Consider the following 12485-nt stretch of genomic DNA (forward strand, 5'->3'; position numbering starts at 1 on the left):
CGGGGCGGTAAAAACTCCTCATCGCTCTCACGGTACCGGGCAAGCAGGGAGTTCTCAATCTTCCCCTCGCAGCCCCCTCCCGCAGAAGGTGGACGAGCATGCGGCGTCCCGACCTGCCGCCGGGACGCCGCGCTCATTTGTCACCGATCAGAACTTCACGAGTGGCGTCTTAAAGATCTGCGTCCACAGGAAGTTCACGAAGAAGAATCCGAAGAACACCGTATTTGCCACGAGCAGGACATATGACCACCAGCGTAGGCGAGCTGGCCGTGGCAAGCGCCGGTTCAAGTACATGAGAAGGAATGGGAAGACGAGCGTTCCGAGATTCGCCATGTTGGCGGAGATCAGAATCAACTCGGTGGGCAGTGCCTGGAAAATCAGGAAGCTAATAACCACGAGCAAGAGGATCATGAACGGGTAATAGAAGCGGCGGGGATCCCCGGCAATCGCCCGCCGGAAGGCAGGACTCAGACCATACAGTGCGTCCGACATGTTGCGAACCAACGACTCAAAAACACCAAGCTGGGTACTGAACAGAATGAAGAACCCGACGATGAGCGCCCACGTATACAGAAAGCTCCCGTATTCCCGCGACAAGACATCGGCAGCGAAGGTGGGCATTGTTGCCCGCGTTGGCTTCTCGACCCCGGGTAGATTGGCAAGGTGATAGACCAGGAGAGTGGTTAGATACATACCAACCAGAGCACCACCAAAGAAGACGACCCACTGATCCAGCAAGAGAAGACGGAACCACCGCTTCCAGCGACGTTCGTTCTCCGGCGTGTCAGGGAAGGTCACGCCACTGGCCAAGACTTCTTCCTGTTTACCACCAACCAACCCAGCAATGAATCCGACCCGTGCACCCATACCGTATCCATGGTCGCGGTAGTAATTCATGTTGTACCAGTTCAATCCAGATGCAAGAGCGGTGTACCCAGCCAACCCACCGAGCAGTGTTGCATCCACTCCCGCTGGTGGCAGCGCGGGCGTCAGGAGGCCACGCAACGCCGTCCACCACGTCTCGAATGGGACAATGAAGAGATTCACCAGCAAAAGGGTAATCAGGATAAAGCCAACCACTACCCAATTGACGAGTTCCAGCGTCCGGGCAATCTTCCGGCCAAAGAGCACAAGCAGGAACACAATACCCAGCAGTAAGACCGCAAGCCAGCGCGCTGCTGTCCGCTCATTCGGCTGATCAACGAGGTTCCCCGTGAGCAACACGTACAGTCCCTCACCGGCCCCTGCAGCCCACCCTCCCCAAATATTCGCGAAATACACCATTAAGAGCGCGACCGGTACCCATAGCCACCACCCCGGTGGAACACGTGCCCAGCCAAGCACCGGAACCTCACCGGTCGCCATGACGTAGCGGGTGATCTCGACGTTATAAAACGTCTGTAAGAGTGCAGAGAGCAAGATAACCCAGCCAATCCCAACAAAGCCGTACTGCGCTACGGCCAGCGGTCCCAGAAGCCATTCACCCGAACCGATCGACAACCCCAGCGCGATGAGACTGGGTCCGATAACGGCAGTGATAGCCGCTTTGAAGTTGATCCGCGGAACCCTGAACACCTCCTCAGGCTCCGGGAGATCAACCAGCGGAAGTGGCGGACGGCCGCGACCGAGCTGTACCGCCTCACGCACAACACCACCGTCACCTCCTACAGCCATGGAACCCTCCTCTCTGTAGGCCACAGTGCTTCGACCCGCTCTTTGGACGCACAGATACAATCATGAGGAAGACAGCCCCACGCTTTGTCGTCTTCCGACAAGAACTGCGAGAGCACTGTCAACAACGCCCGGCAGCTCCCCTTGTTCCGTTGCGTTACGACGCTCGATAGTACTCTAAACTCAACTCATGACACTGTCAATAGCGTGGTCTTTCCCAGGGACAGCCGCACTTCACCACTCTCCCGCCCCGTAACCAGCCCGATCAGGCAACCTATCATCAGACTTCCCCCCCAGACAGTTGATCGCCACCGGATTTGCCCAGCCCCTCCGGTGGTTTGATTCTCCAAAGAGGCCTGGTCATGCCCGAGGGAGCTCGATGCCTAACCTGCCGCGTCCGGTCATCACGGGACTGGGGGCAAGCTTCAGACCGGTGTTGACGGACGCCCGTCGCCATTCAGCACTGCTGACCTCGGCTCGACCGTCGGCCACACGCGCGATCTGACGAGACAGCCGCAGGACACCACGGGCATCTTCCGATAAACAGTCAAACGGCCAGTGTGATGATAGGAACCATCAGAACCTTGATCCCCTGCACGACCCACGTTGGAAGCGGTAGACAACCGGCAGCATGACCTCGCAATCACGCCAGCGGTTCTTGACACGCAGCCCTGGATTTGCGATAGTCGGAGCAGGGCGTGGTTGCCCGATCGGAAAGGAATGGGGACAGTGCACCTCCGCATGAGGCACAGGTCTAGGTCCAGGCGTCACCGGTTCGTCCGAGGCCGGATCGTGTGCAGCATGAAGAGGAGGTTGCCATGGCTGTCCCGACGGTTCGCAAGCTTTTCCATCTCTTGACTGACGACGATCTTTCGCCCGAGCAGGCGGTTGCCCTCATCGAGTTTGCCGCACAGCTCAAAGCACAGCACCGCGCCGGCGAGCCACAACACCATCTCCTTCGCGGGAAAACTTTAGCCATGATCTTCCAGAAGCCGTCAACGCGTACTCGCGTCGCCTTCGAAGCCGGGATGGCACAGCTCGGTGGCCACGCACTCTATCTCTCGACTTCCGATCTCCAGCTTGGCCGCGGCGAGACTATCGCCGATACCGCTCGTGTTCTCTCACGGTACGTCGATGCGATTATGGCCCGTGTCTTCCGCCACGCTGACGTTGTCGAACTCGCCACCCACGCTAGCGTGCCGGTCATCAACGGCCTGTCTGACCTCGCGCACCCCACGCAAGGCCTGGCGGACATGCTCACCATTCAGGAACACCTTGGCGGCTGGAATGGGCGGACCCTCGCCTATCTGGGGTGCGCGAATAACATGGCCCACTCGCTGGCTCTCTCGGGTGCGCTTGTCGGGCTCTCGGTCCGTATAGCCACGCCTCCAGGTTGCCGACCGGATCCAGAAATCGTGCAGCGAGCGCAGCAGATCGCCGCCCGGACCGGCGCACGCATCGAGGTACTCACTGACCCGATCGAGGCTGTACGAGGGGTGGACGTTGTCTACACCGACGTCTGGGTCAGCATGGGACAAACCGTTCCGGATGAGGCGCTCGCGGCGCTGGAAGCCTACCGGGTCACGCCAGCGATCATGGCTGCCGCAGCACCACACGCGATCTTCATGCACTGTCTCCCCATGTTCCGCGGGCAAGAGGTGACCGCTGAGGTCGCAGACGGGCCGCAATCTGTGATCTTCGATCAGGCGGAGAACCGGCTGCACCTGCACAAGGCGCTGCTGGTCGAACTCCTGAGCGATGCCGGCCCAGGGGTGCTGCGGTAGTCCAGAGCATACCTTGACACTGGCTTGCGGTAGACGCGAGATACAATGAAGCCGAAAGGAGAACGCATGACCGGTGTCACTGGTGCACCGCCGCAACTTCCTAATGAGATCGCCGGTTGGGTATGCGATTGGCGGGCGGCGAGGTCAAACCTTGAACTGGTGACGCACCGCACTGACCGGCGTGGTGCAGCCATTGGTGAGGCACTCGCAGGGCGCATCATCGTCGGCCGCCAACAGTCTGGTTGGGAAATTCAGGCTCGGCTCTGGGTATTGGAGGACGTCGCTGAGCACCAGCGTCTCCGTGTTCGCCGGGGCTCCGCAACAACGCCAGGTGAGATACACGATTTCTTGGCCGATGCAGGTTTGCCGAGAGAACTCGCAATCACTGTGGCAGAAGCGGCAGGGTCGCTTCCGCTCCCCGCGTCGTCGTGATCAATCGTCCGGACGAGTCGCTGCGCTGTTTTACAACAAGGGTAAAAGAGCGCGCGCCCGCTCGGAGATACTGTTATCGACCGTATCCGCTGCGACCGAGAGCCTGCCGCAGCGGAGCTACCCGCAGAGCAAAGCTTTGCCTTTCTTCGACTCATGCGGTACAGACCTGCATCCTGCACGCTCGGCTGATGCCTTTGGCCCTGTGGCATTGCTCGACGTTGCGACGCATTGACCGTCACACAGCGAATCATGGAGGCTTGTCAGCGCTGCCGACCGTGCATGCACTCCCTCTCCCAGTAACGAGCAGCACCGACAAGCAATCCCGATAAACCAGACTTAGGCACGTCGACAAGAGAAAAACACCCGCTGGCGGAATCGTTCAGCCGAATGACGCGATGCCGAGCAAACCGCGAGGCAGCACGGAACAAGTGCTTGTTGCACTCCCCGACTCCACAACCGCCGATCGGGGAATCGAAACCTCGGGCGGGCTTTGGGTAGTCCGCAGAAAGCGGTCACCAGTGATGCGAAAGAGGGGGCAGCGCCAGGAGATGGCCGGCATTTTCCGGCTGCAAGGTTGACGGATCTGGTGGGGAGAGAGGGATTCGAACCCCCGACGCGCGTCAGCGCACCGATTTTACAGACCGGCCCCTTGAACCGCTCGGGCATCTCCCCACAAAAGCGACCCGGAGGTGTCCCCCTCACCCCTGGGTCGCGAAGAAAGTATACGCCATAGATTCTGTAAAGTGCAAGGAGCCTGTGCAAACCTAAACGTCTTCTTAGCCTTTCGCCTCTTCGATCTCTGCCTTCAGTTCGCTATAGTGGTCGCTTTTCTTGCGCATCGCCCGTACGTTGCTGAGGCTGGGCAGCCGCCGCGACACCACGCGCGTGCGTGTTCCAGTCGTGAGCCCAACCGGTGGTTCGGCCCACGAGGTTGCCACTTGGCCAATTGGCCGAATTGGCCATGTTGCCTTATCCCACCAATACAGCACACCGCGCTTCCCGAGTAGACCGAGATGCGCGGGATCAGAAGCCTTCGACCGTCACGATCACTGGCAAAAAGTTTGACGTGAGCAAGCCCTGGCTCCGCAGGGCTGGGCACAAAGCGACAACACCCGAAACACGGCTCGCGCAGCGCTGGCCACGGAGGATCACTGGAGCTCCACTGCCATCCCAAAGCCGTTCTCGACCGTGTCATCAGAAAGCCATACACTGCCACTTGTGGCGAGAGAGTTGTATCAGGCCTCCCCAGTGAGCCGACCGAATCACTTGCATCGTGCGCTCGACGATGCCACCATGTGGCGCGGGTACGGAGGCTGCAGTGCGCGGGACACGGGATCTCCTTTGGCCAGTCTATCTCCCCACAGTTCTCCTCGCCTTTGGGCAGGGTGTCATGGTACCAGTGCTCCCGCTCTTCCTGCGCGAGCACGGTGCCAGCTACACGGTTACCGGGCTGGCGATTGCCGCAACTTGGGTCGGGACGCTGGCGGCAGACGTGCCGGTCGGCACGCTCCTCACCCGTATCGGCTACCGTCGAGCCTTTCTAGCCGGCTCACTCATCTACGCCGCTGCGACAGTCGGTGTCGCATTCGCAGGAAAAGTCCCCGCTGTGCTCATCGCCCTTCGACTGGCGACCGGTGTGGGGATTGCGTTGTGGGGGCTCTCCCGGCACGCGTATCTCGCGACCGTCGTGCCAGTTGAACAGCGTGGGCGAGCAATTGCCGTCTTCGGGGGAATCAACCGGCTCGGATGGTTCCTCGGGCCAGCACTGGGAGGATGGCTCGGTACCCTGCTGGGCCTCCGCTGGGCAATCGTTGTCACGGCGGTTGTGGCTGTGGTCGCCTTCGTCATCGCCGCAGTCGCCTTCGAGCCCGCTGCGAGACCGGTCGTGACGACGCGTCCTGCACCGCTGGCCGCGATCAGTGACGTGCTGCGCTCACGCTGGAGTGTCCTGGTAAGCGCTGGGACAGCACAACTCTTCGGCCAGATGCTCCGACAGACCCGGCAAGTTGCGATCCCACTCTATGGTGCAGACGCGCTCGGTCTCAGTGCTGCTGCAATCGGGCAGATCGTCAGCTTTTCGGCTCTGGTCGACATGGCACTCTTTTGGCCAGCCGGATGGGTCATGGATCGCTGGGGCCGCAAAGCGGCAGCTGTCCCATCCTTCTTGCTACTCGGTCTCGGCATGGCACTCGTCCCTCTGAGCTCAAGCTATACCGAGCTCCTCCTGGTGGGTCTCCTCATCGGCCTCGCAAACGGCTTGGGTTCTGGAACGATGATGACGCTCGGTGCAGACCTGGCTCCACTAGGACGCACCGGCGAGTTCCTCGGCCTGTGGCGTCTCATCGGCGACGGTGGACAGGCCCTTGCACCACTCGCCGTTGGAATCGCGGCCGATGCACTCGGCATCGCCGTGACAGCCGGCCTCTGTTCTGGTCTCGGACTGCTCGCAGCCGGTATGCTCGTGGTCTTCGTTCCGGAGACACGCCATGCTCAACAGCCCGCCCATGCCTCGGCCGGCTCCCCCTCGCAACGCCATTGACAAGAGACAAGCCTTGGCAGACGAGTGTCTTTGATACGAAGAAACAGGAAGAATTGCCCCTCGTCGAAAGCGAAAGCCCGGGCCGGAGCCCGGGCTCGTCCTGAGGGACGCCTCGAGTGCGATCAGTTGACCGCGGCCGCTAACGCCGTCGGCTGCTGCACCGGAATCCGCTTGACGCGTGCCTCACTCGTCTTGGGCAAGGTTAGCGTCAAAATCCCGTGCTCGATGTGCGCCTGGGCGGCGTCAGCGTCCACCGGTGCCGGCAAGGTCAGCGTCTCGCTGAACTCACCATACCCAAGCTCGCGCCGGTACCAGGTCACGTGCTTTGCAGTCTCCTCGTCAAGCATCGAACCGCAACGACCGCGGATGGTCAGGGTATTCTGCTCAATGCTGACTTCGAGATCCTCCGGCTTCGCCCCCGGCACCGCCGCCCTGACGACGAGCGCTTCGCCAGTGTCGAAAAGATCGATCGCCGGCCGAGCTGTGAGCGCTCGCGCGAAGAACGGTCGAGTCGTGCGGCCGAAGGCCTCGCTCACCAGGCGATCCATCTCACTCCAGAGCCGCTCGAACTCCGCGATCGGACTCCAGCGCTCCACCATGGCTCTCCTCCTTTCGCATCGCGGCTGCACGAGCTCATCGATGCTTCTACGGAATGTATATAGTAGACTGCACAATCCGTGTCAAGAGCATGTCCTCATGCATGTCATAGTTAGCGAGGCAATTGATCCCCACACGCTCCCCGGCTGCCGCACCAGAGAAGCGCCGCGCTCGCCGATCGGGGGACCGGATACCGTTTGGCGAGGAACTCGGTCTCCAAGTGCGACTCCATGACAATCTCCCGTTCGCGAGCACCGCCGGACGACCGACTTCGACCGGGCTTCCCTCCTCCGTCTCCCGTCACTTGCCTGAAAGCGCCTGGCAGTCGATCCCCCTGACACACGCTCGGTGTACACTCCTGTCAGCGGCGGCGCGGGCCATCCCCGAGGTGGGAAACACGTGGTCACGGCTGGTCTCTCACTCCATTCGCATGAACGACAGGCGAACTTCCGCAACTTCGACTGGGCGCTGCTCGTCACAGCACTTGTACTCTCCGGCTTTGGGCTGGTAGCGATCTGGAGTGCCGACGGTGCTGGGCCCTTGCGCCTCGGTGGGCCAGTCTTTCGGCAAGCTTTCGCGATTGTCCTCGGACTGCTTCTGATGGCTGTGCTCAGTTGGGTCGACCCGCGGTACGTGAAGGCACTTGCCTGGGCGATCTACGCCGTCGCACTTGTCGGGCTCGTCGCTGTCGATCTTCTTGGCGTGACGATCGGCGGTGCGCGCCGCTGGATCGACCTCGGCCCACTCACGCTCCAGCCGTCGGAGCCAGCCAAGATAGCTGTCCTGATCGCACTCGCCGCGTTCGTTGCCGACCGTGGTGTCGAGATGCGTCACTTTCGCAATTTCCTCTTGGCTGGCCTCATTGTCGCCGTCCCGATGGCCCTGGTATACCAACAACCCGATCTTGGGACGGCTGGTTGCTTCGCTGCCATCTGGTTGGTGGTGATGCTGGTGAGTCCGGTCCGGCGTCTCCACTTGCTGAGTGTGGTGGGCGCGAGCCCGTTTGCCGCGCTCTTCGCTTGGCACTTTGTGCTGCATGACTATATGCGCGAGCGACTCCTTATCTCGTACCAGCCGGAGCGGGACTACTTCGGTGAAGGGTTCAACATCATCCAGGCCCAGATCGCCATCGGGACGGGGGGTCTCTTGGGCAATGGACTCGCCGGGAGCCTGCAGAGCCAACTCGGTCTTTTACGCGTGCGGCATACCGACTTCATCTTTGCCCACGCTATGGGCATGGTCGGCTTCGTCGGTGGCGTTGCACTCGTGGCGGCCTATCTCCTCTTGCTGTGGCGGATCAGTCGCGCGGCACTCCTTGTCGACGATCTGTTCAGCCGCGCACTCGCAACAGGGGTGACGGGCCTCTTCTTCTTCCAGGCATTTGTCAACATGGGGATGAATGTCGGCTTGCTCCCCGTGACCGGCGTTCCGCTGCCTTTCATCAGCCTCGGCGGCAGCGCTATCTGGACACAATTCGCCGCACTCGGCCTTATTCAGGGACTCCTCACACATCGACGACGTACCGCGTTCGGCAGACAGTGACTGGGGATTCCTCGCTGGGAAGAGGCTCGGAGGATTCAGGCAACAGGACACCGCCCGACGCCGAGATCGGGAGCAATACGCCGAATCCAGGTCAGCTGCCCGGACACGGTTCAAGAACCTGCGAAGGGACCGACTGCCGATCAGCCCGCTGGAATTCCAGAAAGTTCGATGAGGGACTCTCCTGGAGCCGGCCTGGCCAACACGCAATTGCCCGATGGAGTATAATTGACAGAATAGCGCAAGATCTGGAGCTCGTGTATGATGGCCCACACCACTCCGCAGGCAGCGCTCGAGCAAGCCGCACCACAGCCACGCGAGACACCGTTGGGGTTGTACATCCATATTCCCTTCTGCCGCCGTATCTGCCCCTATTGTGATTTCAACGTCTATGCACGGCAGGAGCAGCTCGTCCCTGCGTACCTCGCTGCCATACAGCGCGAACTCACTCTCTGGGCCGAACAGGTGGACAGACGCCCGCTCCAAACCATTTATCTCGGCGGCGGCACTCCGTCGTTGCTCGAACCGGCTCAGGTCGCCGAACTCCTCGAAACGATCTTCCAAAAGTTCATGGTCCTCGACAGGGCGGAGGTGACGCTGGAGGCGAATCCGGAGACGCTCAACGTGGCGAAGCTTGCCGGATACCGCACTGCCGGGGTGAATCGCCTCAGCATCGGTGTGCAAACGTTGGCCAGGCACGGACTCAAGGTACTCGGACGTGCTCATCGCCCCGAGACACCAGTGGAGGCCTTCCGTGCTGCGCGAGCCGCCGGATTCGAAAACATCAATCTCGACCTCATCTACGGCTGGCCAGGACAGTTGCGTGAAGACTGGATGCGTGACCTCCGAACCGCTCTCTCTTGGGAACCCGAACATCTTTCGCTCTATGCACTCACCATTGAGCCGGGTACCCCTTACGAACGCGGAGTCCGCCGCGGCGTGCTCCGTCCACTCGACGATGACACGATGGCCGAGTTTGCCGAGCTCGCAGCGGAACTCCTTACGGCTCACGGATACGAGCACTACGAGATCTCGAACTGGACACGGTCAGGCAACTGGCGCTCGCGCCACAATCAGATCTACTGGCGTAATGGGTACTACGTCGGTGCTGGCGCTGGCGCTCATGGCTATTTCGACGGACGGCGAACAGTCAATGAGCGGCTTCCCGCTCGGTACATTGAACGCCTGGGGCGCGGTGAACTCCCGGTCGTGCAGACAGAACTCATTGACCAGCGGACAGAAGTCGTCGAGACGATGATTCTTGGGCTTCGCCTGGTAGTGGATGGCGTCTCGGCGACCGCCTTTCGAGCGCGGCATGGTGCCGACCTGGTGGAGCTCTATGGCCCGGTCCTCGCGGAACTGGCAGCGCTCGATCTGATTGAGTGGGATGGAGAGCGTCTTCGCTTGACACCGCACGGTGTGTGGGTCGCAAATGAGGTTGCTGTCCGCTTCTTGGATCCGCGTGGTAGACTGGGATAATTAACACCGACCGCGCAAGCGGGGATGGGCGGCGTGGAGCGAGTGATCGCGGTCGCGAACCAAAAGGGTGGTGTTGGTAAGACTACGACCGCTGTGCAGCTCGCAGCATTTTTTGCCCACCGTGGTTTTCGCACGTTGCTGGTTGACCTCGATCCACAGGCGAACGCGACGAGCAGTCTGGGCATCGATCGCGGGCAGCTCGAGACGACCGTGTATGAGGCATTACTGGAGCCGGAGGGTGCCGAGTCAGCCGTCCTTGCTGACGTACGGCCTGGGCTTGATCTTCTACCTTCGTCTGGGCTCCTCGCCGGTGCCGAGGTGGAGTTGGTCGCGACGCCTCAACGGGAATTCCGCTTGCGAGCAGCTTTGCAACACCTGGCACCACGGTATGCGGTCGTTTTGGTCGATTGTCCGCCTTCGCTTGGGCTCCTGACAGTCAACGCGCTGGTCGCAGCACGCGCTGTCCTGGTACCGATCCAGTGCGAGTACCTGCCCTTGGAGGGGCTGGCCCAACTGGTCACAACACTGGACCTTGTGAAGCGGCGGTTGAACCCGCCGCTTGACGTCATCGGTGTGGTACTGACGATGTTCGATGCGCGGACGCGACTTGCGCTACAGGTCGTCCAGGAAGTTCGGCGTGCATTCGGCGCCCGGGTCTTCCGCGCGATCATTCCGCGCGCTGTTCGGCTGGCCGAAGCACCGAGTCATGGGCAAACGATTTTCGAGTACGATCCCGCTTCCCGCGCGGCCCGCGCGTACAACGAACTCGGCGCGGAACTGCTCGAGCGACTGGGGCTCTGCACAGTCCCAGAGCCGATCGAATCCGCCCAAGGAACACCATGAGAACCAGGGGGTGACAGGCAATGACCGTGACATCTGACTCGATACCCGTACCGATGACCGATGTGCCGACGCTCGACGAGGTCTTGGCTGAGAAGCTCATTGGGATCGGCCTCACGTTCGACGATGTGCTGCTCGTTCCTGCGGAGTCGGCCGTGCTCCCCAAGGACGTCGACACCCGGACACGGCTGACGCGAAGGATCGAACTCAATATTCCAATCGTCTCAGCGGCGATGGACACCGTGACCGAGGCCCGGATGGCCATCGCACTGGCACGGGAGGGCGGAATCGGGATCATCCACCGCAACCTTTCCATCGAGGAGCAGGTCGCTGAGGTCGACAAGGTAAAACGCTCCGAATCGGGCATGATCGTTGAGCCGGTGACGCTGGGCCCGACCGACAAAGTTCGCGACGCACTCGCGGTGATGGAGCGCTATCACATTTCGGGCGTGCCGATTACCGACGAGCAGGGACGGCTCGTTGGCATCCTCACCAATCGTGACCTCCGCTTCGAGGACGATTTGGATCAGCCGGTCGCCAACCTGATGACCAAGGAGAACCTCATCACTGCGCCAGTCGGCACAACCCTTGATGAGGCGCGCGAGATCCTCCACAAGTACAAGATTGAGAAACTGCCCGTCGTCGACGAACGCGGCATCCTCAAAGGGCTCATCACTGTCAAGGACATTCAAAAGCGGATCCAGTATCCCAACGCCACCAAGGATGCCCAGGGACGGCTGCGCGTCGGCGCGGCAGTGGGCGTCGGGCCGGAGTCACTGGAGCGGGCAGCAGCACTCATCGAGGAAGGGGTCGACGTCCTCGTCGTCGATACCGCGCACGGACACTCCCGTGCGGTCATCGAGATGGTGAAGGCGATTAAGGCACGCTGGGATGTGGACGTGATCGCGGGGAACATCGCTACGGGTGAGGCTGCACGAGCGCTGATCGAAGCCGGTGCGGATGCGGTGAAAGTTGGCGTCGGCCCCGGCTCCATCTGCACGACGCGGGTCGTCGCTGGTGTTGGCGTTCCCCAAATCACGGCGATCATGGACGTGGCGCGCGTTGCCCGAGCGTACGGGGTACCGGTGATCGCCGATGGCGGGATCCAGTATTCCGGAGACATTGCCAAAGCAATTGCGGCAGGAGCAGACACCGTGATGCTCGGAAGTCTGCTTGCGGGCGTCGACGAAAGCCCTGGTGAAGTGATCCTCTATCAGGGCGAGCGGTTCAAGGAGTACCGCGGCATGGGCTCGATCGGTGCGATGAAGGCCCGCTCGTATAGCAAGGATCGATATTTCCAACAGGACGTCGATAGCATCGCCAAACTCGTACCCGAGGGGATCGAAGGACGCGTCCCCTACAAGGGGCCGCTGGCGAATGTCGTCTACCAGCTCGTCGGTGGTTTGCGTGCCGCGATGGGATACTGCGGTGCCCGAACAATCCGCGAACTACAGGAAAAGGCCCGGTTCATCCAGATGACGAACGCCGGCCTCCGCGAATCACATCCACACGACGTCATCATCACCAAGGAAGCACCAAATTACCGTCTGAGCCCGTAGCGGCCTCACCGACCATGTCGCATGCTGAGCAGGCGGCCGGTCGAT

10 protein-coding genes and 1 tRNA gene are annotated in these 12485 nt (G+C 61.2%); 7 read left to right on the forward strand and 4 right to left on the reverse strand.

Going from position 1 to position 12485, the window contains the following annotated elements; genetic code table 11:
• Nucleotides 1-147: 147 nt before the first annotated feature.
• On the reverse strand, nucleotides 148-1674 hold the full coding sequence (locus NET03_RS01945; protein ID WP_252127205.1) for an Nramp family divalent metal transporter: 1527 nt from the start codon (nucleotides 1672-1674) through the stop codon (nucleotides 148-150).
• An 815-nt stretch (nucleotides 1675-2489) separates the two neighbouring features.
• Here NET03_RS01945 and argF point away from each other — a divergent pair.
• Together argF and NET03_RS01955 are read left to right on the forward strand one after the other, a co-directional pair.
• Nucleotides 2490-3455 carry an ornithine carbamoyltransferase gene (gene argF / locus NET03_RS01950; RefSeq protein ID WP_252127206.1) on the forward strand — a complete coding sequence of 322 codons (966 nt, stop codon included), beginning with the start codon at nucleotides 2490-2492 and terminating at the stop codon, nucleotides 3453-3455.
• Nucleotides 3456-3521: 66 nt separating this feature from the next.
• Nucleotides 3522-3887: a hypothetical protein gene (locus tag NET03_RS01955; RefSeq protein WP_252127207.1), complete on the forward strand. Its 366-nt coding sequence runs from the start codon at nucleotides 3522-3524 to the stop codon at nucleotides 3885-3887.
• Nucleotides 3888-4471: 584 nt separating this feature from the next.
• On the opposite strand, the gene NET03_RS01960 is transcribed toward NET03_RS01955, so the two are convergent.
• Both NET03_RS01960 and NET03_RS01965 read right to left on the reverse strand, forming a co-directional pair.
• Nucleotides 4472-4559, reverse strand: a tRNA-Tyr gene (locus tag NET03_RS01960).
• A gap of 104 nt (nucleotides 4560-4663) precedes the next feature.
• A complete protein-coding gene (locus NET03_RS01965; RefSeq protein WP_252127208.1) occupies nucleotides 4664-4876 on the reverse strand; it encodes a hypothetical protein in 213 nt (70 codons plus the stop codon).
• 329 nt (nucleotides 4877-5205) lie between these two features.
• On the opposite strand from NET03_RS01965, the gene NET03_RS01970 reads away from it, so the two are divergent.
• Entirely contained in the window at nucleotides 5206-6426 is a 1221-nt protein-coding gene (locus NET03_RS01970) for an MFS transporter (protein ID WP_252127209.1), read from the forward strand.
• 122 nt (nucleotides 6427-6548) lie between these two features.
• On the opposite strand, the gene NET03_RS01975 is transcribed toward NET03_RS01970, so the two are convergent.
• Complete coding sequence (locus NET03_RS01975; protein WP_252127210.1) at nucleotides 6549-7025, reverse strand: Hsp20/alpha crystallin family protein; 477 nt, start codon at nucleotides 7023-7025, stop codon at nucleotides 6549-6551.
• 397 nt (nucleotides 7026-7422) lie between these two features.
• Here NET03_RS01975 and NET03_RS01980 point away from each other — a divergent pair, with 397 nt between their 5' ends.
• The 4 genes from NET03_RS01980 to guaB all read left to right on the forward strand — a co-directional run bounded on the left by NET03_RS01980 (nucleotide 7423) and on the right by guaB (nucleotide 12440).
• Complete coding sequence (locus NET03_RS01980) at nucleotides 7423-8565, forward strand: FtsW/RodA/SpoVE family cell cycle protein (protein WP_252127211.1); 1143 nt, start codon at nucleotides 7423-7425, stop codon at nucleotides 8563-8565.
• A gap of 258 nt (nucleotides 8566-8823) precedes the next feature.
• Nucleotides 8824-10041 carry a radical SAM family heme chaperone HemW gene (hemW, locus tag NET03_RS01985; RefSeq protein WP_252127212.1) on the forward strand — a complete coding sequence of 406 codons (1218 nt, stop codon included), beginning with the start codon at nucleotides 8824-8826 and terminating at the stop codon, nucleotides 10039-10041.
• A gap of 33 nt (nucleotides 10042-10074) precedes the next feature.
• Entirely contained in the window at nucleotides 10075-10884 is an 810-nt protein-coding gene (locus NET03_RS01990) for a ParA family protein (RefSeq protein ID WP_252127213.1), read from the forward strand.
• 53 nt (nucleotides 10885-10937) lie between these two features.
• Nucleotides 10938-12440: an IMP dehydrogenase gene (guaB, locus tag NET03_RS01995; protein ID WP_252127477.1), complete on the forward strand. Its 1503-nt coding sequence runs from the start codon at nucleotides 10938-10940 to the stop codon at nucleotides 12438-12440.
• Nucleotides 12441-12485 lie beyond the last annotated feature (45 nt).

It is taken from the genome of Thermomicrobium sp. CFH 73360 (assembly GCF_023806465.1).
Lineage (GTDB): Bacteria > Chloroflexota > Chloroflexia > Thermomicrobiales > Thermomicrobiaceae > Thermomicrobium.

Bases quoted from the DNA above. Each gene is read 5' to 3' on its own strand.
- NET03_RS01945 (WP_252127205.1), bottom strand. From the start codon at position 1,674: ATGGCTGTAGGAGGTGACGGTGGTGTTGTGCGTGAGGCGGTACAGCTC.
- argF (WP_252127206.1), top strand. From the start codon at position 2,490: ATGGCTGTCCCGACGGTTCGCAAGCTTTTCCATCTCTTGACTGACGAC.
- NET03_RS01955 (WP_252127207.1), top strand. From the start codon at position 3,522: ATGACCGGTGTCACTGGTGCACCGCCGCAACTTCCTAATGAGATCGCC.
- NET03_RS01975 (WP_252127210.1), bottom strand. From the start codon at position 7,025: ATGGTGGAGCGCTGGAGTCCGATCGCGGAGTTCGAGCGGCTCTGGAGT.
- hemW (WP_252127212.1), top strand. From the start codon at position 8,824: ATGATGGCCCACACCACTCCGCAGGCAGCGCTCGAGCAAGCCGCACCA.
- guaB (WP_252127477.1), top strand. From the start codon at position 10,938: ATGACCGATGTGCCGACGCTCGACGAGGTCTTGGCTGAGAAGCTCATT.